This window comes from Streptomyces sp. NPDC087420 (assembly GCF_044744165.1).
Taxonomy (GTDB): domain Bacteria; phylum Actinomycetota; class Actinomycetes; order Streptomycetales; family Streptomycetaceae; genus Streptomyces.
The window spans coordinates 1-24,101 of the sequence record NZ_JBIUXU010000024.1 but is presented as its reverse complement, the minus strand read 5'-3'; the positions used below and the strand labels follow the sequence as shown (position 1 = coordinate 24,101).

Below are 24,101 nucleotides of genomic sequence, written 5' to 3'. Positions count from 1 at the left end.
GGTGATCGAGTTCGAACGGATGCGCCCGCGGTCCGGGCTGTTCCGGCACCTGGAATCCCTGGCGTGGCCGCAGCCGATGAGCGTGCAGGTCCTCATCCATGACGAGGAGGACGGTAAGGCACACGCGGCTGCCTCACGGGTGTCGGACACCGGCCCGCGCCGACGCCGTCGGCGACGGCCTGGACGCGGGCGGCCGGAGCGGAACTCGCGTGGACAAGCTTCCGGCTCCCGTGTGGCTTCCGTGTGTGTGACGGTCAGCGCAGTCCGGCGAAGAGATCGTTCTCGGGTACGGGCGCACCCGTCGCGTCCTTCACACGGAGGAAGGTCTCCGTGCCCATCAACTCGCCGAACCTCTCCTTGCCCATCTTGAGGAAGAAGATGTTCTCGCCCTGACTGGCGTGCGCGGCCAGCGCGTCGAACTTCTGGCCGCTGAACGCGGTGGTGTCCACCCACGTGGTGATCTCGTCGTCGGGGAGGCCGATCTCGGCCATCGCGGCGGCCTCGGCGGGATCCAGTTCCAGTTCCAGCTCCGGCGCCGGCTCCGGCACGTCCTCCTGAAACTCGCGCATGGTCTCCCCGAACCGCTGCATCACCGACCGGGGCATGGTCGTCCAGTACACCTTCGGCGTCAGCTCGGTCATCTCCAGCGCCGCCATCGTGACGCGGTGGGCCTGGATGTGGTCGGGGTGGCCGTAGAAGCCGTTCTCGTCGTAGGTGACGACCACATCCGGCCGGTAGTGCCGCATGAGCTCCGCGAGCCGGGCGGCGCCCTCCTCCACGGGGGTCTGCCAGAACGCCCCGGGAGCGTCGTTGGTCGGCCAGCCCATCATCCCGGAGTCGGCATAGTCCAGCATCTCCAGATCGCTGATCTTCAGAACGTCACAGCTCGCCTCGAGTTCTTGACGACGCATCGAGGCGACGGCCACCGGATCGTGGCCGGGATCGCCCGGCTTGACACCCCCCGGTCCGTCCCCGCAACCGCCGTCGGTACAGGTCACAAGAACCGTACGGACGCCTTCCGCCGCGTACCGCGCGAGGACCCCTCCGGTTCCGGTGGCCTCGTCGTCGGGGTGGGCGTGTACCGCCATGAGCGTCAAGGGTCGGTCAGTCATGAAACAGTCCTCCTGCGTGAACCCGGATCCTGGTGGGGCGGAAGACCTCTGGTCTCCGTACTTCCGGCCCGTACGGCGCCGGTCCCTCGGCCAATGCAACGGTGCCGCCCGGACCTGCTGTTCCCGACGCGGCCGTTTGGCCCTCATGGCGTCGCCCAGGGGCCCGGCCGCGGGTAGGGAGTGTCAGTCCCCGAGGCGAGAATCTCACCATGGCAATCACGTCGGACTATGTTCTGGACTTGCACATGGTGCAGATCGAGAAATCAGCGGTACACAGTGATGTAAAGGGCGCAATCGGTGCCGTTTTGGGGTACGCGCGATCTGGGCGGGGCGGCCACAGGCGAGGCGGCCCAGCGCTTGTCAGGCTCCTGGAGGATGCCCGCCGGCTCGCGGCTTCGACAGGCGAATGGCACGTTGTGCGGCTGCTGCAGGACTCGATCGACTACGCGCAGGGGCTGATCCTGCAGCCGGAGTTCGATGAGAGGTATCGGCTCTTCCGAGACGGTATACGCAACGACCGCCTGCGGAGGCACGTCTCCGAAGCGGTGTCACTCAAATACTGGCTCGCTGCCGCAGACGGGCGAAAGTACCTGGACGCCCATCCCGAGGCTGGAGCGGAGGAAGTGTTGGGGTACATCCGCTCGCTCGCCGAGGACGCCCGTTTCCTGGAAGCTCCGCGAGATCGCCCGGGGCGCTACCGGATACCGCGGGGGCGCGCTGATCTTGTCATGTGGCTCGAGCGCGTCCTCGAAGAACGCGTCGATATCGAGAATACGGCGCAGACGGCTCGGCGGATCCTTGCCTCAGCGGACACGCTGGCACGTCTCGCTGAAGATGACGAGGGCCGGATGGTTCTCAGGGCAGTGGAACTCCGGCGTCGCTCCCAGGGACTTGCTTCCCTACGTCGAGCTGTTGAGGATCGCACAGCTTCGGAACGAGACCTTCAGCGTGCCCTGGAGGGACAACCCTGGATCTTCGGTGGCCAGTTCATAAGCGAATCAGCCCGCCGAAGGCTCGTTCCGGGAGATGAGGTCGACATCTCTCTCATCCGCGGTGACGGGGCGCTCCACATTGTCGAGCTCAAGCGATCAATGAGCCTGGTAGGCCCATTGGTCAAGCGACATCGGAACGCCTGGGTTCCCGCAGGGAATGTGCATGACGCTGTGAGTCAAGCGGTGAATTACCTTGTGGGGCTGGACGAGAACCGCCGGCGCATACGTGACGAATTCGGGATAGAGACGCGCCGGGCCAGCGCGCTTGTATTGATTGGGCATCCGGCTGTGCAACCCAACGTGCCCGAGGAGACGATCAACGAGGCCCTACGGACGCTCAACGCACACATGAGCCGTGTTGATGTACTGACATACAAAGAGCTGGTGGACAGCGCCGATCGTTCGTTGGGGGACGTCGAGAGGCCGTAACGATTCCTACAGGGTCGCCAGAAGCGCAGCGCTTCGATCAATCTTGGCCCTGAAGTCGGCATATGAGACACGGTGTGAGCGTGATGTGGCTCGCTACTGGCCCCGTGAGACCGGGCTTCACTCCTTGCGCAGGCGCGCATGGGGGCAGGATTTCCACGCCCCGATGCTCCGTGGAGAGCCACCTTCTGTCATGCGGTCGTCGCCTCGTCAGGACTCGGTGAGGTGAAGGTGGACGGCAACTGGTTGGGCAGAACGGGACCAGGATCGGCCTGTACCTGGGCGAAGACATCCACGGCGCGTCTGCCGAGACTGTGTCGGGCATACTCCGCAAAGTGCTTGCGGGAAGCAGCGAGTTCCCGGAGGGCCCGCTCGTGTTCCTCCTGTATCTCCGTCGTCCAGCGCTCTCCTACGGCCCACTTCCTGATCCGCTCCCAGCCGTTGCGTGTGGGCGACTGCGCGATGTTTGCGCCCAGGAGGTCCATACACCTGCCGACGACATCGTTGGCCAGTCGTACGCCTTCTTGATCCGCCCGAGCCCAGATCTCCATCTGCGCCGCGTTCAGGGGCGCGATTTCCTGGGCCATCCAGTCGTGCAATTCGAGAGGATCGACGGGTTTGCGCTGGCGCGCCGCTACTTCGAATCCCTCGACCAGCCCGGACCGGAGCCGCATCATCTGCCCCAGTGCCTGCGCTCGCATACCCACCGCGAGCGACCGGGTGAGGACGCTGTTCATGGCCACGTGCAGCGCGTCGGTGTCGCTCGCCCGGCCCCGCAGCCACTCTTGAATCCAGATCACGCCCAACGATGCGAATGCCGTCAAGGCTGAGGCTCCGAGCGCTGCCGTCAGTGCTACTTCATTCGGTGTCATAGTTTCAGGTTACGGGTGAGCAAAGCAGTGCCCGGGCGGAGTTGACACAGCCAGAGGAACGGGTGTCACGGTGTACCGCCGCAGAGTGGGCACGGTTCGCCTTTCCCCTCCGGGACCGCCTCCGCAACGTCGGCCTTCCGATCGGGGAAGTCCTTGCCCGACCGGCTGGCTGGTTGATGGGACGGAAGACGCAGACGGCATGACGGAGCGTGACGCGGCGGCAGTCGCCGGAGGCGGTGCGCCGGATTCCCGCCGGTGGCTCCGCCGGCCGAACCACCCCCCCGGGAGGCGTCGACGGAGGAGCGGAAGGGTACGCCGCCGATTGATCCGTCCGGCAGGTGGAGCCCACGGTGGGAGGCGGCGGTCGGGGCCGCGCTCGCCCACCGCGCTCGCCCATCTGCTGGCGGTCGCGGCAGGCGCACCCGTGGCTGTCCCTGACGGTCTCGTCACGGACACGTTCGGCCGCGCGCTCGAAACGCTGCTCCCGCCTGGACCGTCCCGGCCGCCGGCGAGGCGAGTGGTCCTGGCGGGACCGGGCCTGGCTGCCCCTGACCCTGTTTCCGTCCCTGACCCCGCTCCTGCTCCTGCTCCCGCTCCCGCCTCTGCCCCTGCCCCTGACATCGCCCTCGTCCCGAGGCATCCACGGACGGGGAAGGCATGGCAGCTGCCCGGCCCCGCCGAAACCGTGCCGTTGGCCGCCGACGTATGGATCCATCTGGCCTTCCCTCGTGCACGGGCGCTGGTCCCGGTGACGGGCGGAATGCCCGACGGTGTCCTCCGTGACGATCCGTTGCCGCCGTACCCGCACGAGGTGTTCCGCCCGGACGCGGGGGTGTTCCTCCACACGCTGGCACGGTTGCCCGCGGTACGGCAGTTGTGGCTGCGCGGGATCTACGACCGCGTGAGGGAGCACCCGTACACCCGCCCGTTCCAGGGCGACCGTCTGCCCGAACCTCGGTCTCAGCGCCGGGCGGGTGCCTCCTGACCTGCTGGTACGCCGCTACGGAGGTGATTTTGGACTGGTCTCCGGCACCCGGCCGCATGCGGGTGATCAGTTGGCAGGCCGCCCCACGAGGGAGGCTGATCCGGCTGAGGGCGGCGTCCTGGAACACCGAATATCCGATGGTGCTGACACCGAACAGACGCAGGCGTGTTCCGGACAATCCCCGCTGTGGTGCCCATAGAGGGGGGCGGGGTGGAAGAGGCAGGGAGAGACGACAGATGACAGGGCAGCGGCCGGAACGGCTGACTCACGCTGCGGGCCAAAGGAACGGAGTGGGCCCCGGGGCCCCAGAGGTGTGTGCGTCGAGCCCCGGAACGGCTGGCCAAGAGCGTTGTGCCGGGCCGTACTTCTGGGACAGTGAGCATCGGATTCCGAACCCACGGCACACCGTCGGAGCGTGTGCTCCGCTGTTCTTCAGAACTGCGGGAGGGCTGAACCGAGGCTTTTTCCCGCGACGCGGCACGTGTCGGGCGTTCGTACTCAAGTACCGGATCGCGCAGGCAGCACTCATCAACAGGAGGCACGCCCATGCACGTCCGCACCGCAGATCTGTCGACCAGACCCGTCCGGGCCGTACTGCTCGTCTTAGGCATGCTGGCCGCTCTGCTGGCCGCAGCCCTTCCCGCCGCCGGCCCCGCCCAGGCGGCCGTACCCGACCGGTGGGGATTCGCGTACCTGGACAGCGCGACTCCGCCTCCCGGCTACGTACCCGATCCCTCTCGGCAGTGGGGCAGTTGGGCCTCTCCGTCCGCCAACCCCGTCAAGGTGGACCAGATCGGCCTCGGTTCGTACGTGGTGCACTTCCCGCTGATCGGCGGACCGGGCGGAATCGCCCACGCCACCGCGGTGAACAGCGCCGCCCAGTGGTGCCAGATCGCCGACTGGAAGACCGTCGGGTCCGGTCAGGACGTCTACGTGAACTGCTACCTGCCCAGCGGCGCACCCGCCAACTCCACCTTCACGGTTCTCTACACGAGCAGCAGCGGACTGCCCGCCACGCCCTCGGGCTCGTACGGCTACATCAACTCGGACAGCAGCGGCACGGTTCTCACCCAGTACAACTCCACGGGTGCCACCAACGCGGTGAGCAAGGGCTCGACCGGTATCTGGAAGGCGTGGCTTCCCGGTCTCGGGCTGTCCACCAACGCCGGCAATCTTCAGGTGACCGCGGTCGACGCGCTACAGGGTGCGCGATGCAAGGTGTCCGACTGGGCACCGGGCACGACGGGGCAGACCGTCCTGGTCGCCTGCTACGACGCGTCCAACGCCCCGTACGACACCGAGTGGACCTTGAGCTACTCCTACCTGCGAGCGGTGCACGGACCGGCCTTTCCGCCGAGGTCCTTCGGATACCTCTGGTACAACGGATCGCTGCCTCCCCTGACCAACTACAACTCCAGCGGAGCCACCAACACCCTCGGCGGCTCGGGAGCGCCCTTCACCGTCACCATGCCGTCGGTGGCCGTCCCTTCGGACACCGCCCAAGTCACCGCCTACGGCAGCGGCTCCGCGTACTGCGGCCTGCAGATGCCCTGGGCCAGGACCAGTGGCTCGGCCCGGCTCTACGTAAGTTGCTTCGCCCCGGGGGGAGCACCGGTGAAGACCCCCTTCTTCGTCGCCTACACCTCGGCTTTCTGACCTGAGGCACAGGCACCGCGGAGCACCTCGCGGGGAAGGCGCGCTTCGCGAGACGCCGGAGGCACCGAGGGGGCAGTAAGCGGCGGTGGCCCCGACGCACGGCGCGTCTCCCCGAAATGATCCAGACACCAAAGGGGCCCAGGTCACCGACCTGGGCCCTAGCTGCTGGAGCGGGTGACGAGAGTCGAACTCGCGCTCCGAGCTTGGGAATCACCCGGTGCTTGATTGCCGGGGATAGGCCTGACCATCGAAAACCCTGTGCGGATGTGCTCCTGGTCGGCGGCCGGAAAGTGCCCGTAGAGACCGCTGTTCACCCGTATGAATGGCACGTAGGGGCACGCGGCACTCGACGAGGACCCACCCCGCAGGGCCTGCCGCCCCGTCCGGGCGGCAGGTCCTGCTTGATCCCGTCGTTCTCGGAGGCGTGCGAGTCGGGCGAGGGACGCGCCGGTAAGGCTGTTACGGCTGTTACGGCCAGAACTATCCGTGTGCGGGGCGCGGCGGCGCCGTCTGCGTCGCCAGGACGGCTGCCTGGACGCGCCGCTCCACGCCGAGTTTGGCGAGGAGCCGGGAGATGTTGTTCTTGACCGTCTTCTCCGACAGGAAGAGGCGTTTGCCGATGGCGGCGTTGGTCAAGCCTTCGCCGATCAGGTCCAGGATCTCCCGTTCCCGTGGGGTGAGACCGGCCAATGCCGACGGTTTGTCTCCCTGAGACGGTTCCTTACCGCGCAGGCTGCTCATCAGGCGGGTCGTGGTGGCCGGGTCGAGCATCGACTGGCCCGAGGCGACGGTACGGATCGCCGCGACCAGGTCGTTGCCCTTGATCTCCTTGAGCACGTAGCCCGAGGCCCCGGCCATGATCGCGTCGAGGAGAGCGTCGTCGTCGTCGAAGGACGTCAGCATCAGACAGGCGAGACGGGGCATTCTCGACCGCAACTCCCGGCAGACCGTGATGCCGTCGCCGTCGGGCAGCCGTACGTCCAGCACGGCGACGTCGGGGCGCAGCGCCGGCCCCCGCGCCAGAGCCTGTTCCGCCGTCCCCGCCTCGCCGACCACCTCGATGCCGGCCTCCGCGTCCAGCAGGTCGTGCACACCTCGCCGGACCACCTCGTGGTCGTCGAGCAGGAAGACCCGGATCGGCTCCTGAGGTGAGGAGTCCTGACTGTCTGTCATCGTGGCCCTTCGCGGTCTCGGGAGTACGTTCCCCGGCACTGCCCATAGTGGACCGTCCCGCGGCGGGCGAACAGGGTGGGCAGATCCACGGCAGCCGGCGGGTGCGTGAAGGTGTCGGGGGTGCGTGAAGGTGTCGGGTACGTGAAGGCGTCGGCGACGGCCCCTCCGTCGGCGACGGCCCGTCGGGGTCCACCCACCGACGGGCCGTCGCCGAAGACCTCAGCCGTGCGGAACCACCGCTACCGGGCATGCGGCGTGAGCGATCACCGAATGGGCCACATGGCCGAGACGGGCCCCCAGGCGGGACGTGCGCTCCTGTCGGCCGAGGACGAGCAGAGCCGCGCCTGAAGCCGCCTTCACCAGCCGGTCCGCCGCCGGGTCCATGACCGCGTCGGCCGTGACGGGCACCTCCGGGTACTTCTCCTGCCACGGCCGCAGTACGGCCGCCAGGTCATCGCCATGCTCCGTGGCCAACAGGTCCAGGGCCAGGGGTATTTGGGCGGAGGCGATCGAGTAGGCCAAGGGCAGGTTGTAGGCGTGCAGGACGTACAGGGATGTGCCGCGGCGGTGGGCCGCTTCGAAGGCGAACCTGATTACCTCGTCGCAGGCGTGCGCCAGGTCGATTCCGAGGACGACCCGGCCCGGCGAGGTGGCGCCGGGAGACGCGTCCGCAGTGGTGCCCGGGTGGGGCGCCGGCCGTACGAGAACCACCGGACACGCCGCGTGGGCCACGACGTCCGACGCGACGGAGCCCGCGAGATATCCGGCCGCACCGCTCAGGCCCCGCGACCCGAGCACCAGTGTCTCGGCCTCCTCGGCGGCTTCCAGCAGGGTGGGTACCGGCGGTCCTTGGACCAGCTCACCGGTCGGCCGGGTGCCGGGGAACCTCGTCGTGAGGCGTTCCTCGGCCTCCCGCAGGGAGCGGCCCGCCCCGTTCTGCCCGGCGGCCAGGTCCGCCGAGGAGCCCGACGGGTACGGAACTCCTTCCCAGGCACGTACCAGCCGCAGGGGAAGGCCGCTCAGTGCGGCTTCCGCGGCGGCCCATTCGGCCGCTGCGAGACTCTCCGGGGATCCGTCGACGCCTACGAGTACGGGGCGAAGCATGGTGTACCTCCTGGTGGATTTCACGATGAACGCGTGCGGTCAGGTCCGGTGTCCGCCGTACGACGGAGGCGGGGGCGGGGGCGGGGGCCGGCCGCAGAGGTCCGGGCCCGGACGGCCCCGGCCGTCGTGGTGCGCGGACGGAGCCCGTCAGACCAGCCAGCGGTGGTCCCGTACGACCGGGAGGTTCTGCCACACCCGGCCCAGCCCCCACGTACGGCCCGCTGCGGCGACGGCCAGGGCGATCATGACGACCGCGTACACGAGGTGGTAGTCGACGACCGGGTTCGAGGACATGCTCGGCGCGCCGTCGGACAGGCTTTTGGCGGGGGGCCATTCGGCCGCCCACATCAGCGCCATCATCACCGTGCCGGCGGCGGCGGTCAGGCGCAGGGCGATGCCGCTGGTGAGGGCGAGGCCGATGCCCAGGAGTCCCAGCATGAAGAGCCAGTTGGCCCAGGTCGCGCCGGCCCAGGAGTGGAACGTCGACTCGAGCGGTCCTGCGGCGACGCCGCTCAGGAATCCCTTCGTCGGGGAACCGCCGTTGATCCAGGCGCCCTTGGACGGGGTGGCGTACCCCCAGCCGAACGCCTTGTCGAAGAAGGCCCAGAGGAAGACGAACCCGAGCAGGATGCGTGCGGTGGCGGCGATCCGCGCGAACGTTCCGCCGGCGGCCAGGGGCTCGGCGGCGTGGTCCGTCGTGGTGGAGTGTGTGGCCCCCCTCAGCGAGGGGAGGCGGAACCCGGTGTGACGGGGGCTCTGGTGAACGGCCATGTCTGTCATCCCTTTCAGGGGCGAGCGGCGCGGTGAACAGGTCCCCGTCGTGCGGTGGCCTGTCGTGTCCGATCCGGTGTGTCCTCAATCTCCCGCGGCGGGCACGGGTGGCGCTGCTGCCGCTCGGGTCCCCGACGCAGGGCCGAACGTCCCTGCGTCGGGGACCGGTTGGGCCCCGTCGGACCCGGCGCGTCGGTCCGTCGCCGTGTCAGTCCGTCGTCGCGTCAGTCCGTCCAGGTCCAGTCGGCGACCTCGGGCAGGTCGGTGCCGCGTTCGCGGAGCCACGCGTGGTGGCGGGTACGGGTGTCGGCCGTGGCTTGCCGTACGGCGACCGCACGGGCCCCGAGGCCGGGCACCGACCCGGTCGATGACGTCCATCACGAGGCGATAGCGATCCAGGTCGTTGCGGACGACATGCCGAAGGGTGTGGTGGTGCCCATCTCCTTGTAGCCGCGTACGTGGAGGTTGGCGTGGCCGGTACGGCGGTGGGCGAGGCGGTGGATCAGCCAGGGGTAGCCGTGGTACGCGGACACCACGGGCTTGTCCGGGGTGCCCGGGTGCCGTCCCCCGTACCCGCCCACTTCCACAGGCCCGCGCCCCGGGCGCAGTGCGCGCGTGCCTCCTCCATGCTCACCCGGCCGCCCCGGGTCAGGTTCTCGAAGAGTTCTTCGGGCCGGTACGAGCCCAGCCGCGCCTCCAGTTGGGCTCGGTGGTCCGGGTTGTCGCGCACGCCGCTCAGCGGCACCTGGTGAGCGCGCCAGGTGCCTTCGACCGGTACACCGTCGACCTGCCCGGGGCCGGTCCAGCCTTGGGGAGTACGGAGTACGGAGCACGGAGCACGATCATCGGCCAGGCCGCCCGGTCGCTCACGCCGTCGTGCCGGCGGCCCGTTGGATCGGCGCGATCCGGTCCGCCGCCCGGTCGAGCGCGGCGGCCATGGCCCGGTGCACCTGGAGCGGGTCGTTTCCCGTCACGTACAGCGGGTCGGGGCCGTATCCGCGCAGCAGGCAGTCCAGCTCCTCCTCGGAGATCCCGGTTGAGAGGGTGAGAGGGGTGTGGACCAGGTTGAGCCCGGGGGACGTGCCCCGGTGTCCGAGCAGCCGAGGCTTGATGTACTCCGGTTTCAGCGGTCGGTGAGCAGCGGGTGCCCATGCGGTAGATCTGCCCGGCGGCGCGGTAGTTGGAGGCCTGCGGGCAGCCCGGGATCACCACGCGGTTGATCACGGCCGGCACATGAGGGCCGTTCGGCCCTCCGGTCGTACCCGGACAGCCCTGGAAGGGATGAGATCGCGGGCCGGAATCTGGTGGGACTCCCGCCGTGCCGGGAATCCGCGACAAGGAGACACAAGCGATGACGACGAAGGCCGCCACCCTGATGAGCGCCCTGCCCGCCGCCCCTCGTGAGCGGCTCATGCGCTTCGCCCGCGAGGTCAACATCCCCCAAGGCACCCGGCTCTTCGAGGAGGGGCACCGTGCCGACCGCTTCTGGGCCGTGCGTACCGGCTGCGTCACCCTCGACATCCATGTGCCGGGCCGTCGCTCCCCCGTGATCGAGACCTTGGGCGCGGGGCAGCTCGTCGGGTGGTCCTGGCTGTTCGCGCCGTTCGTGTGGCATCTGGGTGCGGAGGCCATGACCCCTGTACGCGCATGGGAGTTCGACGCCGTCGCCGCACGTCTCCTCTGCCAGGACGACCCCGTCCTCGGCGCCGCCGTAGCCCTGTGGGTGGGCCAGGTGGTCTCCCTCCGGCTGCACACCACCAGGACCCGGCTGCTCGACCTGTACGGCCCCTACGGCAGCGGACCCGCCCCCTGAGCCGATGTCCGCGAGGGGTGACTGCCGCCCCGACCCGTCCGCCTGTTCGAGAACAAGGGAACTGCCATGGCCGCCGTCGGCGCCTTCTCGGAACGGCATCCGATACGGGTGTTCCTCGTGGACGGCCATGAGGCGGTCCGGCAGGGGCTCGGTGATCTGCTCGACGCCGAACCGGACATGATCACGGTCGGTACGGCGCACTCCGTCGAACAGGCCCTGGTCCGGGTCCCGGTAACCCATCCCGACGTGGCCGTGGTGAACGTCCGGCTGACCGAGGACATCGTCTCCTGTCGCGCTCTGCGCTCCGCCGAGCCCGCGCTCTCACTGCTCACGCTCGCCTCGTTCGACGACGACACCGCACACCTGCACGCCGTCCTGGCCGGCGCGTCCGGCTCCGTACTGAGGCAGATCCGGGGAACCCGACTCACCTCCGCCGTACGCTCGGTCGCCGCCGGCCACTCGATGCTGGACCGGACGACCACCGCGCGACTGCTGGAGGGCCTGACCCTTGAGGGAAGGGACCACGGTACGAATGGCCTCGCGGCCCAGGAGCGCCACCTCATGGTCCTGATCGGGGACAGGCTCACCGACCGGCAGATCGGCCGGAGGTTGTTCCTGTCGGAGGAGAGCGTGCGGACGTGGATCTCGCGGCTGCTGACCGGCGGAGTACCGCGCAGGCACAGCCTGCCCTCGGCGCTCCCTCCCCGGCAGTCGGTACTGCCGCCCTGAGGGGGACCGTACGGACAGCCCCTTGCACGGTCCGGGCGAGCCGGATCGTCGGGCAGCCCCTTGCACGGTCCGGGCGAGCCGGATCGTCAGGCTGCCCCTTCCACGGTCCGCACGAGCCGGATCGTCAGGCAGCGGACACGTCCCGCAGCGGCACGTGCCACACCAGTCGGGCGCCGCCGGACGGCGGGGAGTCGTGGGTGAAGGTGCCGCCCAGTTCCTCCGCCCGCCGCGCGATGTTCTTCAGTCCGCTGCGCGCCGCCCTCGGCGGGATGCCGGTGCCGTCGTCCGCCACGCTCAACGTCAACCGGCCCTCCCTCACCGTGACATGAACGTCCACCGTGCGCGCCGCCGCGTGGCGCGCGGCGTTGCTGAGGGCCTCCACCAGCACCGCGATCAGGTGATCGGCGATGTGGTGCGGGACCTCGGTGTCGACGAGCCCTTCGACACGTACGGCCGGGCTGAAGCCCAGCGCGGCGGCCGCTCCGTCGACCGCGGACGCCATCCGGGCGCGTACGCCGTCGTCCGACCCGCCCGACTGCTGGACGCGCAGGCCGAAGATGGTCGAGCGGATGATCTTGATGGTGTCGTCGAGGTCGTTGACGGCGCGCTCGATGCGTTCGGCGGCTCCGGGGTGCTGGTCGAACTTCTGGGCACTCTGGAGGGTCATACCGGTGGCGAACAGCCGTTGAATGGCGAGGTCGTGGAGGTCGCGGGCGATACGGTCACGGTCCTCCAGCAGGGCGATCTGCTCGGCGTCGCTGCGGCGTTCGGCCAGTTCCATGGCGAGCGCGGCCTGTCCGGCGAAGCCGAGCAGCGGTGCCGACTGCGTACGTGCGAACGGTTCGCGCCCCGCGGTGCGGGCCAGCAGCAGCACCCCGCGTACACGGTCCCCGGTGCCCAGGGGGACCGCCACGGCCGGCCCCATGCCCGCCCAGCGGGACTCGGAGCCGATGACGCGCTCGTCCGTGGCGATGTTCACGCTGAGGACGGGTTCCGCACTGGCGAACGCCGCGCTGACGAAACCGTCCTGGATCTCCGGCGCGGGGCCCCTGTGGGTCTGGGCGTCCTGCCCGACCACCAGGGCGGTGCGGAGGCCGCCGGTACCCGCGAGAGGTTCGGCCACCAGCCCCAGGTCGGCGGAGAGTATCTGTCCGGCGCGTTCGACGATCAGCTCCAGCACCTGCGCACGGGGGGCACCGGAGAGCAGGCTGTTGGTGACCTCGGCGCTGGCCGTCAGCCACTGCTCCCGGTTGCGTCCCTCCTCGTAGAGGCGCGCGTTCTCGATCGCCACACCGGCCGCGACCGCCAGGGTCGACAGGACCGACTGGTCCTCCGCGTCGAACTCCCGGGCGCTGCGCTTCTCCGTCAGGTACAGATTCCCGAACACCTCGTCCCGCACCCGGATGGGCACACCGAGGAACGAGTGCATCGGCGGATGGTTGGCGGGAAAGCCGGAGGACGACTCGTGGCCGCCCAGCTCCGCCAGGCGCAACGGCTCCGGGTGGCGGATCAGCTCACCCAGCAGGCCGTGCCCGCTGGGCAACTCGCCGATCCGGGAGCGCAGTTCGTCGTCGATGCCCACCGTGATGAACTCCGACAACCGCTGCTCGCCGCCGATCACCCCGAGCGCGCCGTACTCCGCGTCCACGAGCACCACCGCCGCCTCGACTATGCCCCGCAGCACCTGGGGCAGATCCAGCTCGCGGCCGACCGAGAGCACCGCTTCGAGGAGGCTGTGCACCCGGTCACGGGTGCCGCGTACGGCTTCGATCCGGACCTGGAGCTCCTCCAGCAATTCGTCCAGCCGCAACCGCGGAAGCCCTTGGTCCGTCGCGCCGTTCCCGTCTGTCCGCACAGATCCTCCAGCCACTTGCCCATCGCCCGGTGGAACACGGCACGCGCCACGATAGACCGCCCCCTGATTGCCGACGTCGCGTCGCACACGGTTCGGACGCGCTACGGCGCCGGGAACCTGACGTGGAGGGTGGGGTGCCCCGGAGCGCTGGTGAGGAGGAGCAGGTCGTCGGCGAGGCGGGTCATGCGCCGCGATTCGGCGTCGATGCGGTTCAGGGCGTGGCTGACTTCGGTGGGTAGGGGGCCGTGGTGGCGCAGGGCGAGTTCGGCGTGGCCGCGGATGTTGGCGACGGGGGGTCGGTGTCCGGAAGCGGTTCCGGCATGGCGATCTCGCCGCTGGCGAGCGGCGGCCCGGCGGCCTCCGCCGCCCGGGCCCTGTTGCCATGGGCTACGCCTCGTACGCGGTGGCATCGGACAAGGCCCAGGACATGCTCGCCACCGCCCAGAAGCACGTACGCGGGGCCGGTTATTGCCGCAGCACGTTCGTGGCCAGCTGCTCGCGAAGCCGAAGAGGCGGCCGTGATCGGTGACCGTGAGGGCGCGGTACGTGCCCTGGGCAGGGCCACCACTGCCTTCGTTTACGCCGACCCTGACGCCGGGCAGGCTTGGCTTCGTTTCTAGCAACGTCTGCGTCTGGACCCGTTGATGGTGTCGACCGACTCCCGGCTCCGCCGCCGTGACCTGAATCAGGACCAAGGCGTGGAAGTGGGGGCACCGCTTCGTGGAGGCCGCAACCGCCACCCCGACGACCACGGGGCACCAACGCCTTGTCGCCCTTGCCGAACCGCTTCCCCAACAGCACGGTGCGGCGCGGGAACTCGGCGAGAACATCCGCACCACCCTCGCCGCCTGATTCACTCCGTGGCGGTCTCCGCGCTCACCCACGACAGGTAGGAATCGCTTCCGTGCGTGATCGGGGTGGCGATGATTTCCGGTGTGTCGTAGTCGTTCTTGATGTGCGTTTCCAGGGCTGAGTACCGCTCGGTGGTCGTCTTGTACAGCACCCGCCACCCCTGGTCGGCCCGTACGGCGCCTTCCCAGCGGTAGACGCTGATGATCGGCCCGTCGATCTGCGCGCAGGCCGCCACCTTGGCCTCCACCGCGCCGACGGCCAGGGCCTGGGCCTTCTCGGCGGCGTCGGTCGTGGTCAGAACGGTCAGGTACTCCACCACAGTTGGTCTCCTTCGTACGGCGTCCCCGGGAACGTACCCGGCCGGACAGCAAAGGCTGCCTGCTCTCCTTGCCACTGTCGGGTCGGAAAGGCTTGTGCCGGCCGGTCCAAGCGGCGGCGAGTGCGTACGCACCATTGCCAAGGTCTCGGTCATCCTTGAGGAAAAGAACGAGGCCAAGGCCCCCTTCGCCGCCTACCTGTGTTGCGCGCCGGCCGAGGCTGACCAAGTCGCCACCGTCTGACCCCACCCCGATCAACGGCCAACGCGGCTGGCCCTGTTGACCGTCGGGGGAGACTGTGACGCATGGATTGGATCTCCCCCGTTTCCGGACTCGTCGGCGCCCTGGTGGGCGCCGCCGCTACGTACAGCGGCACCCGTCAGGCACAGAACAAGGCGCTGGAGGACACCCGCCAGGCCCGGCGCGAGGCCAAGCAGGACCAGGCCGTGGTCACGCTGGCGACAGCCTTCGGTGATCTTCACCAGCATGTTCGGAGTGTTCCTGACGACCGAGAGCCGGGAATGGCCACCGAGGCAGCCGCCGCGCTCAAGGTGGCGCGGCAGACGTGGGACGAGAGGTTGCAGGACCACATCGCACCCGCCCGGTTGGCGATCGGCGTCATCCGGGACAGCAAGGTTCGCAGCCGCCTCAACGAGGCCATGACCTTGCTGGAGGCCTGGGACAGCGGGCTGGTGTACGCGTTCCACGGCCGGTCTCGCGTGTGGGTGCTGCGCGGGGTGGTCTCCCACGCTGTGGACTGCGTGGGGGCGTGGCAGCGGGAGGAACAACTACCGGAGCCGAACCCCGCCTTCACCAAGGCCCGGGAGTCGTTGGCCGCCAAGCGGGACGAGTGGGAGGCCATCGACGACGCCGAGCAGGAGGACCGACGCCGACGCCGCGCCCAGCACGTCAGCAGGGCCACCGAGCCCCCGTCTGTGGCTGGGTGAGGGGGGCTGATAGCGAACGGAGGGTTCGGAACTGGTTCATCGGGGTCGCACAGAGTTCGCGGAGGCCTTGAATCGTGCCGCCATGCCTTCGGCGGAACCCTCATCCTGGCCGCCGTTTGCGCCCCTGCTCCGGCGTCGCTGATCCAGTGAGGTTCCTTCGAACCCGAACGGGACGCCGCACCACCCCGGCCAGGTCACGGAGGTCAGCCGGCGTGCCGGTCCGGTGGACCTGGTTGCCGCCGAACAAGGAAGATTTTCTGGGAACTCGCCTCCACGAGCGGCACGTTGAACGGATGCTCAGGACCCCGCGGCCACCTCACGCGTGCCACGGGTCAGCCACGCCGACGAGAAGGATTCAACACATGGACGACATCTTCGGGGAACTCATCGAGGAGATCGCGGAAGAGACGGCCGAAGAGATCGGCGGCGAGGTCGCCGAAGAGGTCGTCGAAGGACTCTTCGACTGACCAGGCGTCCATGGGATGCGGCAGCGGTCCGGCCCGCACCGCATCCCATGGACGACGCCGACGCCGACGCCGCCGGTGGCACAGAGGACGGGCGCTTCCCGAACCGCGGAAGCCGTGGCAGGCGTGTCCCACGCCCAACGGGAACTGCCGCACGGAGACCCCAGGGATCAGCTGCCTTCACCGCATTGTCGTGGAACTCTTCGCGCGCCGCTCGGAGGCAAGCGCACATGTGAGCAAGACACCTTCTGAGCAACATGTCTGTACGTACGTCTGCGGGGCTGGGGAGGTCGTAGTCGGTCATCCCCTCCCGTTGACCGATGTTTCCTCCGCGATCCGGTCGAAAGCGCAAGGAGCGTTCGTCAAAGGTCGATCGGGAGGTGTTCGCCGGGCGCTCCGAGCTTCGACGGCACGATGAAGATCGCGGTGAACGCCGCCGTCGGTGGTCGTCCTTCGCCGGAGCCCGGCCGCCACAAGGCGCTGCGGACAACGGCCCGATGGCCCTGACCTGTCAGGCTGCCCAGCGGATCAACGCGTCCGCAGCCGCAGCGCCGGCAGACCGATTGGTCGGCGACGACGATCGGGCAACTTCCTCACGGGCACCCGGATCAGTGGCCGGCCCGTCCCGCACGCCGCAGGGCTCACCGATCACGCCGATGAGCCCTGCGGGTTGCCGCTCCCACCGCCTCGCGGAAGTCGCCGGGGCGGGAATCCGTATCGGCCCCCACCACACCCGTGAGACCCCCGGACCGTCAGTCCGCCGTCGGCGGCGTCGGGACCCAGTCCGCGCCGGGCGCGGTCTCCGTACCGTCGGCGAGGACAGCCGTCACCCAGTAGTAGTGAGTCGTGCCGGAGGCCGCTGTTGTGTCCGTGTACGAAGTGAACGCATGCGGGTCGGCACCGGTCAGCGGCTCGTACCGGGCCGCAGCCCGGTCCCAGCGGTACACGCGGTAGCCCGTCGCCCCCTCGACCGCGTTCCAGGACAGCTCCACCGCGCTCCGCGTCCCCGTCTGGGCGTTCAGGTACAGGGGCGAACCCGGGGGAGTGGGGACGGTCGGCGTCAGGTCCAGCGCGGTGACGATCCTGACGTCGGCCGCCTTGGTCCATCGGTAGTTCGAGTTGCCGCTGGTGTCGACGGCGTCGATCCAGAAGCAGTGCTCGCCGCCGTTCGGCTTCGCCGAGTACAGGTAGTGCGTCGTGGACTTGTTGAGGTAGGCGTACTCCGTACCGCTGCACACGGTCTCGCCGTCGTCCCCGCGCATTACCGTCCCGACGTAGACCACGTACCGCGCGAGGTCGGACTCGGTGTTCGCCCTCCAGTTCAGCGTGATGCCGTACTCGGTCGCCTCGGCGGTGACCCCGCTGACGGCGGCCGGCGGGGTGAGGTCGCGGTCGGAGACGAGCGTGGTGACGGACGCGGTGCCGGAGGCGGCCGACTCGTGGAGGCCGCTGTCGTAGCCTTTCACCACGTAGTGGTAGGTGGTCTCGGCGGCTGTGGTCGTGTCAGTGCAGCTGTACTGCTTCTGGCCGTCCGCGAGAGTGGTCAACCGCGCGTCGCACCGCACCGGCTCGCCGGTGGTGTCCACCGGCAGGGACGTGGAGCGGTAGACGTGGTAGCCGAAGTAGGCCCCGCCCGTGGCCGAGTTGACCTTCCAGGTCAGTGCCGCCCGATGGGCGTCGGCCCGGGCGGTGACCTCGTGCGGCGCCGCGACGGGGCGCGAGACCTCCACACCGGCATAGCCGGAGTACCGGCCGGCCCCGCCGAGGGACCGCACCAGGTACGTCCGCTTCTCGGACCGGGGTGCCGCGGTATCGGTGTAACCCGGGGTGGTCGTCGCGCCGAGGAAGCGGATGCTGCCGTCGGTGGCACGCCACTCGACGGAGTACTTCACCGCTCCCGGCGCCCCCTTCCAGGTCAGTTTGTTGCCGGCGTCCAGGCCCTGCGCGGCCAGTCCGGCCGGTGGGCCAACGGCGATGCTGGTAACCGGTACGTCCGCGCTGCCCGCGGAAACGTTGCCGGCCTTGTCGTACGCCCGGACCTCGTAGTAGTAGGTGCGGCCGGCGTCTGTGGGCAGGTTGGCGAGCGAGGTGCCGGTGGTCACACCGACATAGCTCCAAGCGGTTTTGCCCGACTCTCGCCGGTACACGCGGTAGCCGGCGAGGTCCATCTCCTTGTTCCGCCCCCAGGACACCACGGCCTTGGCGGTGGCATGGTCGAGCCTGCCCGTCACCGCGGTGGGGGCGAGTGGCCGGACCTTGTCGACCGTCGCGGTGCTCCGGGGGGCGTACGAGAACTTGACGTTCGCGGACCCGGTCCAGGCGACGAAGTCGACGCGCAGGGTGTGCTTCCCGGCAGGGACAGTGAGATTGAGGGTCTTGCTCTGGGTACTGGAGACGTTCCGCCACAGGTCGATCTTGCGGACGCCGTCGAGGTAGACGCGGATGCCGTCCTGGGACGCGGCCGAGAACGTGAACGGACCACCCGAGCCGAAGTCGCGGGCGACGCTCCAGCGCACGGCGAAGCTGTCCCGGGGCAGGGTGACTCCCGCCGGGTCACCGGTCCCGTAGCTCTCGCTGACGGCACTGTCACAGGTGGTCAACTTGGGGGTGCCACTGAAGGTGGTGTTGGCGTAGAACTGCACCTTCCAGGCCGGAGAGGTACAACTCACTTCCGCGATGGCTGGGGTGGCCGTGGCGCTGAGCAGCGTGCCCGCGACGACGCAGACGACACCCGCCGCGCTGACGCCGCTCAACCGGTTACGGGGTCTCACAGAAAGAGGCATCCTTCCCACAATGATCAACTGGACCAGGAGGTGACCCTCGGAACCCTCATTTGGTTGTAGATCCGGTCCGGCTACTCCTTCTCCTCCTCCTCCGCACCGATCGCAGGATCCCCCCGTTCCCGGCCACGCCGGATCCCGGGCAGACGGCCGTCCGACGGGCCTCCGGACGGAGCAGGCCCGAGCCGGGGTCGCGGCCGGGCGCATCAGGTCACGCGGGACGTCGGTGAAGACGACGAGCCCGGCCACCGACTGGTACGCCCGCGAGGACCGCTCCCACCCGGAGTGGTGGGAGCGTTGAGCCGCTGGTTCGTATCCGCAACCAACCATCTCTTCGACGTACAACCAGACCACGAAGATGCCCCCGGCTTGTGCGCTCCTCCTTCGGACGGAAGTGGCGCCGGCCCCGCGCCGCGGTCGGGCCCCTGAACGGGTCCGGACGACAAAAAAAAGGCCCGGGCCGCTGGCCTGGGGCTTTTGCGTGGAGCGGGTGACGAGAATCGAACTCGCGCTCTGAGCTTGGGAATCACCGGGTCCTGCGAAGCCGATGTGTTGTCTGACCTGCGAGAACGGGGGCGCCAATGGCCCCTCGCGCAGACCGGATTGCACCGCTGTTGACTGGGGTTGTCCGGTCTGGAGGGCACGGTTGGGACACGCCGTGGTCAAGGTGGTCCGTTGAGGTGCGATGAGCTGTCGGATCTGCCCCGTAGCGTGTGCGCACTCTTGTGCCGGGAGATCGAGGTTGCGGGAGCAAGGATGCCCACGAACGGGCTGTTTCGCCGCGCGGCGTGGTCCTCTCCTGCCACGCTGCTCGTCGTGACCTATGTCGTGGGTGTGGAAACCCACATCCCGCAGGACTCTCCGGAGACGGACCCCCTCTGCAACGCGCCGGCGCGGTGGCCATCCTCGAATCCGGGCTCGACTCGGTGGAGGGCATCGAGGGCCTGGGCGGGATGGAGGCGAACCTCCACTAGTCGCTTGTGGCCGTCCATCCGGGCGGGGCACTGCTGAGGATCTTCGTGGATGCTCCGGCGCTGGAGTTCGCAGAGGAGGCGGTTCGTTCGGTGGTCGGGGAACTGCTGGAGCGCTCGGAGCTGCTGGCCGGGTGGACGGTGGACAAGTGTGAGGTGCAACTTCACCCCGGCTTGGTCCGGGAGGGCCTTGCGGCCGCCGACGGCCCGGATGTTCCTCCCGATGATTCCGCTTCACGACTCGACGGATGGGGTCGACGAGGACGCGGTGGGTGCCCCTCGGCATTGCGCCCATGGCGATCGGATCCTGGTTCACGCCTTCAACGAAGGCCGGTACGTCCATCCCTATGCTGCCGACGCGTCGTCGGCTGGGTAAGTGAGAGCGGGCGTCTGTCGTCCCGAATGAGGTCCACCCAAGATCCCTGCCAGGTCGGATGGGGATTTGCGCTGGTCAGGGGTTTGGGCTGGGGCGGTTTCGCGTGCCCTCGGTGGGCCTTCAGGGGAAGATCATCTCTCAGATTTTTTTCTTCCAGGCCACGGATCGGTGGTGCTGTCCCTGCGGCCGCAGGCCGCCAGACCCTCCGAGTCCGCGTTTTCTGGCCCCACGTTGGGCCGCTTCCACCCGGTCCTTCCAGCCTGGCTTCGCGGTGGATTACCTCGCCGCCGAACGCGCGGAAATCTGTGTCGGCTGGAGTAGACATTGAGTGGCTGTGTGGTTATGGTTTCTCTCGTAGCCCAGAGAGACGGCAGGGCCTGGCAGGGAGAACTGCCGGGCAGGAGTAGAGCAGTTGTGGTGTGCAGGGCGGTGCGGTGGTGGAGTTGCGAAGCCAGAGTGGTTGCAGGACGGCGACGGGACTGGCGACCGGACCGGGTGGCCCGCAGTGATCAGGGGCCGCCGTGAGCAGTACAAGCAGTGCGAAGTGCTCAGCAGCGGAGTAGGTGAGTGGTACCTCGGTGAAGGCGTCGGCTGCGGGCGCGCGTACCGGGAAGTTCGGCAGTGGGGTTCTAAGCCAGAGCAGGAGCAGGACGGGCGACGGGGCTGGCTGCCGGAGAGTGGTGCTGTGACAGGCCATCAGCAGTTCGCAGTACAGGCAGTGCGAAGTACCCGTTGGTAGAGGCTGATCAAGAGGGAAGAACGGAGGAGCCGAGCGCCATCAGGATCGCCCGGGCGGAAATCTTGAGCCCGGGTACCGCAGGACATCGATAGTGAGGTGGTCTCCGGTCAAGCAACCGCGATCCCCGCATTCCCCACCCTCCCCCGGGTGGCCGTGCGGACACAGAAGGCCGGCGCAGCATGAGGGCCGGCGGATGGTGTAGCAGTTCCTTCGGGGCCTTGGTGCCAATCGGCACCAAGGCCCCTCCACGCGTTCCACAGAGAGGTGCGATGACAGCAAACGACTCCTACGGGCGTCTCGACGACGACGACTACCCCGCCTACACGATGGGCAGGGCCGCCGAGATGCTCGGCACCACCCAGGGCTTCCTCCGAGCCATCGGCGAAGCCCGCCTGATCACCCCGCTGCGCTCGGAGGGCGGACACCGCCGCTACTCCCGCTACCAGCTGCGCATCGCCGCCCGCGCCCGCGAACTCGTCGACCAGGGCACCCCCATCGACGCCGCCTGCCGCATCGTCATCCTCGAAGACCAGCTCACAGAAGCCCAGCGCATCAACGCCGAACACCACCGCGCGGCGGAACCGGCGAATCCCACGACCGCGGCCTGAGGCGGCCGGCCACCGGCAGACGGCGCTCTGGTAGCACTGGGAGACCGCCGATCAGGATGCGTCGCTCGACGCGTCCATGCTTGCGTGCGCCGCGCTCTGGAAGCGACTCTCCAAGGTGGTTTTCTCCGCCACGATGTCGGCGGTGCAGGGCTATGCCCGGCTGGCCTCCGGCGGCTTGGCAGAGGAAAACGAACGCTGCGAGCCGAGCCGGGGGACGGCAGCATCGCGATCGACGGCGCGGCTCTCGCGGCCGAGGCCGCCACGTCGGGGCTGATCGACGGGTACCGGCCCCGGTGCTGGTCGGCGGTGGCATTCCGTACTTTCCCCGACGCGAGTGTCAGGCGGGTCTCGAACTCTTCGAGACCCGTACCGTCAGCTCGCGAGCGTCTACCTCCGCTACCGCGTTCCCGCCCTTACGGGTCCGTACAGAGAGTCCACCTCGCCTGCGACGAGAGGGATTGGAACGCTGAGGGCTCTTGAGGGGGTGAAGCTCCGCGGCGGCTGCATCGCATCTGGAACGGGACTTGAGCGGCAAGTGCCAGTGCAGATCGTATAGCTCCTGGTGTAGCCCTCCATCGTCGTTCGATCAGTTTGGCGCCGGTACCGCGCGGGAGTAGATCGTGCTCGACAAGGTTCGACGCGACATCCAAACACCCAAGGGGCGAGGCGCCTTTCTCGCCGCGCATGGCGCCAGCGCCGGGCGGAACGCCGCCGCGGCGACGAAGGGCGAAGAGGGTGGCGCCTGCTGCTCGCTGTTCTGCTCTACGGCGGAACACCCCGCGGCGCTGACGAGGGGCGCGGATCCCCGGCGCCCCGCCGCTGCACGACCGGGGGCTCACGCCCTCCAGGCCGGTACCGGCGGCACCCGATTCTCATCTCAGGAGCCGGCCCGTCACTCTGCTGACCTCCTCAGGTCACGCAAGGCGCCATGCGGCTCGGCGGCCAAGAGGCCGGGGCAGCATGCCCCTGCCGGGAACCGCAGGTTCTGTTCTGCTCACGGACTTGAAGCTATCGCGGCAGGCATAGATATTTACCCAATGCGCGGTCAGGGTTTATGGAACGCCTGGTGGAACGATATGGAATGCCTCGCAAGGCTCTTTGGTTGGCTCTTTGGTTCATGCTAGTGTCTGTCTCAGTTGCAGTTGTGGATCCCAAAGACTTCAAGCGTTTTCGTTCCGGATTTTCTTTCGGGTAAGGCGCTTATGTATTTCCGGTCAGGTTTCCGGGTGGGTGATCATTGTGGCGATCAAGTTTCGCGCAGTGCGAAGCTCAGGGTTTTGCCCCGAAGGAGATCAAAATGGCCAGTGGCACCGTCAAGTGGTTCAACGCGGAAAAGGGTTTCGGCTTCATCGAGCAGGACGGTGGCGGCGCTGACGTCTTCGCCCACTACTCGAACATCGCCGCCCAGGGCTTCCGCGAGCTCCAGGAGGGCCAGAAGGTGAACTTCGACGTCACGCAGGGCCAGAAGGGCCCGCAGGCGGAGAACATTACTCCCGCCTGACGCTTAGGCGCATGACAAGCTGGGGTCCGCTCCTTGGGATGCGGACCCCAGCTCGTTGCTTTTTGCAGGACCCGCCCGGACCGCCGCAACGGCCGCCTCGGGCGACGTGAGACCAAATACGCCGGCTCAGGCTCTTTTCGCCCCGGCGTGGCTTCGTTCAACGAAATTTCCGGCTCGTTCTTGTGATTCTCTGTGCGGCCACCTCTGCCAAGAATTCTCGATACGTGCCGCATCGAGAAAGGTTCGGAATTGAACCGCACACGCACGAACGACCGCTACTCCCGTACTCGTACGGGAGGATCTGGCACGGGCTCCGCGGGTAACGGCGGCGCCGGCCGCTTCCGCTCGGGCGCCGCTCCCACCCGCTCGGGTGCTCCCGGCCGCTCCGGCGGTTCGAGCCGCAACGGTGGCTCCGGTGGCTCCTACGGGCGCCGCCCCTCCGCCGTCCAGGGTGAGTTCGCCCTGCCGGTGACGCTCACCCCCGCGCTGCCCGCCGTGACGAGCTTCGCGGAACTGGAGATGCCGTCCGCGCTGACGGACATGCTCACCAGCCTCGGCATGAACGAGCCCTTCCCCATCCAGGCCGCCACGCTGCCGAACTCGCTGGCCGGCCGGGACGTCCTGGGCCGCGGCCGCACCGGCTCCGGCAAGACCCTCGCCTTCGGCCTGGCCATGCTCGTCCGCACCGCGGGACAGCGCGCCGAGGCGAAGCAGCCGCTGGCCCTGGTCCTCGTTCCCACCCGCGAGCTGGCGCAGCAGGTCACCGACGCGCTCACCCCCTACGCCCGGTCGCTGCGACTGCGGCTCGCCACGGTCGTCGGCGGCATGTCGATCGGCCGGCAGGCCGGTGCGCTGCGCGGCGGCGCCGAGATCGTCGTCGCCACCCCGGGCCGCCTCAAGGACCTCATCGACCGCGGCGACTGCCGCCTGGACCGGGTCGCCATCACGGTCCTCGACGAGGCCGACCAGATGACCGACATGGGCTTCATGCCCCAGGTCACCGCGCTGCTCGACCAGGTGCGCCCCGACGGACAGCGGATGCTGTTCTCGGCGACCCT

The 24,101-nt window shown here is 68.8% G+C and carries 19 protein-coding genes and 2 pseudogenes; 11 read left to right on the top strand and 10 right to left on the bottom strand.

Annotation, left to right across the window (positions count from 1 at the left end; all coding sequences use genetic code 11):
- Positions 1–254: 254 nt before the first annotated feature.
- On the bottom strand, positions 255–1,112 hold the full coding sequence (locus tag ACIO1C_RS34560) for a PIG-L family deacetylase (protein WP_401871442.1): 858 nt from the start codon (positions 1,110–1,112) through the stop codon (positions 255–257).
- A gap of 209 nt (positions 1,113–1,321) precedes the next feature.
- Between ACIO1C_RS34560 and ACIO1C_RS34555 the strand changes: the two genes are divergently transcribed.
- Positions 1,322–2,533 (top strand): Shedu anti-phage system protein SduA domain-containing protein, encoded by a 1,212-nt coding sequence (locus tag ACIO1C_RS34555; RefSeq protein ID WP_401871440.1) that lies wholly within the window; start codon positions 1,322–1,324, stop codon positions 2,531–2,533.
- 188 nt (positions 2,534–2,721) lie between these two features.
- On the opposite strand, the gene ACIO1C_RS34550 is transcribed toward ACIO1C_RS34555, so the two are convergent.
- Positions 2,722–3,402 (bottom strand): hypothetical protein, encoded by a 681-nt coding sequence (locus ACIO1C_RS34550; RefSeq protein WP_401871437.1) that lies wholly within the window; start codon positions 3,400–3,402, stop codon positions 2,722–2,724.
- Between the two features lie 691 nt (positions 3,403–4,093).
- Here ACIO1C_RS34550 and ACIO1C_RS34545 point away from each other — a divergent pair.
- Together ACIO1C_RS34545 and ACIO1C_RS34540 are read left to right on the top strand one after the other, a co-directional pair.
- Positions 4,094–4,387 carry a hypothetical protein gene (locus tag ACIO1C_RS34545; protein WP_401871435.1) on the top strand — a complete coding sequence of 98 codons (294 nt, stop codon included), beginning with the start codon at positions 4,094–4,096 and terminating at the stop codon, positions 4,385–4,387.
- Between the two features lie 546 nt (positions 4,388–4,933).
- On the top strand, positions 4,934–6,043 hold the full coding sequence (locus ACIO1C_RS34540; RefSeq protein WP_401871433.1) for a hypothetical protein: 1,110 nt from the start codon (positions 4,934–4,936) through the stop codon (positions 6,041–6,043).
- A gap of 480 nt (positions 6,044–6,523) precedes the next feature.
- Here ACIO1C_RS34540 and ACIO1C_RS34535 read toward each other — a convergent pair whose 3' ends face one another.
- The 4 genes and pseudogenes from ACIO1C_RS34535 to ACIO1C_RS34520 all read right to left on the bottom strand — a co-directional run.
- Positions 6,524–7,216: a response regulator gene (locus ACIO1C_RS34535; protein ID WP_401871431.1), complete on the bottom strand. Its 693-nt coding sequence runs from the start codon at positions 7,214–7,216 to the stop codon at positions 6,524–6,526.
- 219 nt (positions 7,217–7,435) lie between these two features.
- A complete protein-coding gene (locus ACIO1C_RS34530) occupies positions 7,436–8,320 on the bottom strand; it encodes a universal stress protein (protein ID WP_401871428.1) in 885 nt (294 codons plus the stop codon).
- Positions 8,321–8,467: 147 nt separating this feature from the next.
- Positions 8,468–9,091 carry a hypothetical protein gene (locus ACIO1C_RS34525; RefSeq protein ID WP_401871425.1) on the bottom strand — a complete coding sequence of 208 codons (624 nt, stop codon included), beginning with the start codon at positions 9,089–9,091 and terminating at the stop codon, positions 8,468–8,470.
- A 224-nt stretch (positions 9,092–9,315) separates the two neighbouring features.
- Positions 9,316–10,137 (bottom strand): annotated as a pseudogene (locus ACIO1C_RS34520) (hypothetical protein); the annotation flags it as partial.
- A gap of 305 nt (positions 10,138–10,442) precedes the next feature.
- Between ACIO1C_RS34520 and ACIO1C_RS34515 the strand changes: the two are divergent.
- Together ACIO1C_RS34515 and ACIO1C_RS34510 are read left to right on the top strand one after the other, a co-directional pair.
- Positions 10,443–10,904, top strand: a complete 462-nt coding sequence (locus tag ACIO1C_RS34515; protein ID WP_401871422.1) for a Crp/Fnr family transcriptional regulator — start codon at positions 10,443–10,445, stop codon at positions 10,902–10,904.
- Between the two features lie 66 nt (positions 10,905–10,970).
- Positions 10,971–11,633 carry a response regulator gene (locus ACIO1C_RS34510; protein ID WP_401871420.1) on the top strand — a complete coding sequence of 221 codons (663 nt, stop codon included), beginning with the start codon at positions 10,971–10,973 and terminating at the stop codon, positions 11,631–11,633.
- Between the two features lie 124 nt (positions 11,634–11,757).
- Here the strand turns inward: ACIO1C_RS34510 and ACIO1C_RS34505 are convergent, their stop codons facing one another.
- Positions 11,758–13,488, bottom strand: coding sequence for a GAF domain-containing protein (locus ACIO1C_RS34505; protein ID WP_401871417.1), 1,731 nt, complete (start codon positions 13,486–13,488; stop codon positions 11,758–11,760).
- 101 nt (positions 13,489–13,589) lie between these two features.
- Positions 13,590–13,898 carry a histidine kinase dimerization/phospho-acceptor domain-containing protein gene (locus tag ACIO1C_RS34500; RefSeq protein WP_401871415.1) on the bottom strand — a complete coding sequence of 103 codons (309 nt, stop codon included), beginning with the start codon at positions 13,896–13,898 and terminating at the stop codon, positions 13,590–13,592.
- 310 nt (positions 13,899–14,208) lie between these two features.
- Here ACIO1C_RS34500 and ACIO1C_RS34495 point away from each other — a divergent pair, with 310 nt between their 5' ends.
- Positions 14,209–14,340: a hypothetical protein gene (locus tag ACIO1C_RS34495; protein ID WP_401871413.1), complete on the top strand. Its 132-nt coding sequence runs from the start codon at positions 14,209–14,211 to the stop codon at positions 14,338–14,340.
- Between the two features lies 1 nt (position 14,341).
- Here ACIO1C_RS34495 and cutA read toward each other — a convergent pair whose 3' ends face one another.
- Positions 14,342–14,659 carry a divalent-cation tolerance protein CutA gene (cutA, locus tag ACIO1C_RS34490; RefSeq protein WP_401871411.1) on the bottom strand — a complete coding sequence of 106 codons (318 nt, stop codon included), beginning with the start codon at positions 14,657–14,659 and terminating at the stop codon, positions 14,342–14,344.
- A gap of 303 nt (positions 14,660–14,962) precedes the next feature.
- On the opposite strand from cutA, the gene ACIO1C_RS34485 reads away from it, so the two are divergent.
- The gene (locus tag ACIO1C_RS34485) at positions 14,963–15,604 is read left to right on the top strand and encodes a hypothetical protein (protein ID WP_401871409.1); all 642 of its coding nucleotides are present in this window, start codon (positions 14,963–14,965) and stop codon (positions 15,602–15,604) included.
- 1,216 nt (positions 15,605–16,820) lie between these two features.
- On the opposite strand, the gene ACIO1C_RS34480 is transcribed toward ACIO1C_RS34485, so the two are convergent.
- On the bottom strand, positions 16,821–18,839 hold the full coding sequence (locus tag ACIO1C_RS34480; RefSeq protein ID WP_401871407.1) for a PA14 domain-containing protein: 2,019 nt from the start codon (positions 18,837–18,839) through the stop codon (positions 16,821–16,823).
- Between the two features lie 2,364 nt (positions 18,840–21,203).
- Between ACIO1C_RS34480 and ACIO1C_RS34475 the strand changes: the two genes are divergently transcribed.
- The 4 genes and pseudogenes from ACIO1C_RS34475 to ACIO1C_RS34460 all read left to right on the top strand — a co-directional run.
- Positions 21,204–21,542 (top strand): MerR family transcriptional regulator, encoded by a 339-nt coding sequence (locus ACIO1C_RS34475; RefSeq protein ID WP_401871405.1) that lies wholly within the window; start codon positions 21,204–21,206, stop codon positions 21,540–21,542.
- Positions 21,543–21,576: 34 nt separating this feature from the next.
- Positions 21,577–21,948 (top strand): annotated as a pseudogene (locus tag ACIO1C_RS34470) (dihydrofolate reductase); the annotation flags it as partial.
- An 891-nt stretch (positions 21,949–22,839) separates the two neighbouring features.
- Positions 22,840–23,043, top strand: a complete 204-nt coding sequence (locus ACIO1C_RS34465; RefSeq protein ID WP_401818435.1) for a cold-shock protein — start codon at positions 22,840–22,842, stop codon at positions 23,041–23,043.
- A 249-nt stretch (positions 23,044–23,292) separates the two neighbouring features.
- The coding region (locus ACIO1C_RS34460) for a DEAD/DEAH box helicase (RefSeq protein ID WP_401871402.1) at positions 23,293–24,101 on the top strand (809 nt) is incomplete at its 3' end.

What these genes read in the sequence shown, in the direction of transcription:
- ACIO1C_RS34560 (WP_401871442.1), bottom strand. Translation starts at nt 1,112, where the DNA reads ATGACTGACCGACCCTTGACGCTCATGGCGGTACACGCCCACCCCGAC.
- ACIO1C_RS34555 (WP_401871440.1), top strand. Translation starts at nt 1,322, where the DNA reads ATGGCAATCACGTCGGACTATGTTCTGGACTTGCACATGGTGCAGATC.
- ACIO1C_RS34550 (WP_401871437.1), bottom strand. Translation starts at nt 3,402, where the DNA reads ATGACACCGAATGAAGTAGCACTGACGGCAGCGCTCGGAGCCTCAGCC.
- ACIO1C_RS34540 (WP_401871433.1), top strand. Translation starts at nt 4,934, where the DNA reads ATGCACGTCCGCACCGCAGATCTGTCGACCAGACCCGTCCGGGCCGTA.
- ACIO1C_RS34535 (WP_401871431.1), bottom strand. Translation starts at nt 7,216, where the DNA reads ATGACAGACAGTCAGGACTCCTCACCTCAGGAGCCGATCCGGGTCTTC.
- ACIO1C_RS34530 (WP_401871428.1), bottom strand. Translation starts at nt 8,320, where the DNA reads ATGCTTCGCCCCGTACTCGTAGGCGTCGACGGATCCCCGGAGAGTCTC.
- ACIO1C_RS34525 (WP_401871425.1), bottom strand. Translation starts at nt 9,091, where the DNA reads ATGGCCGTTCACCAGAGCCCCCGTCACACCGGGTTCCGCCTCCCCTCG.
- ACIO1C_RS34515 (WP_401871422.1), top strand. Translation starts at nt 10,443, where the DNA reads ATGACGACGAAGGCCGCCACCCTGATGAGCGCCCTGCCCGCCGCCCCT.
- ACIO1C_RS34510 (WP_401871420.1), top strand. Translation starts at nt 10,971, where the DNA reads ATGGCCGCCGTCGGCGCCTTCTCGGAACGGCATCCGATACGGGTGTTC.
- ACIO1C_RS34500 (WP_401871415.1), bottom strand. Translation starts at nt 13,898, where the DNA reads ATGCCACCGCGTACGAGGCGTAGCCCATGGCAACAGGGCCCGGGCGGC.
- ACIO1C_RS34485 (WP_401871409.1), top strand. Translation starts at nt 14,963, where the DNA reads ATGGATTGGATCTCCCCCGTTTCCGGACTCGTCGGCGCCCTGGTGGGC.
- ACIO1C_RS34475 (WP_401871405.1), top strand. Translation starts at nt 21,204, where the DNA reads ATGACAGCAAACGACTCCTACGGGCGTCTCGACGACGACGACTACCCC.
- ACIO1C_RS34465 (WP_401818435.1), top strand. Translation starts at nt 22,840, where the DNA reads ATGGCCAGTGGCACCGTCAAGTGGTTCAACGCGGAAAAGGGTTTCGGC.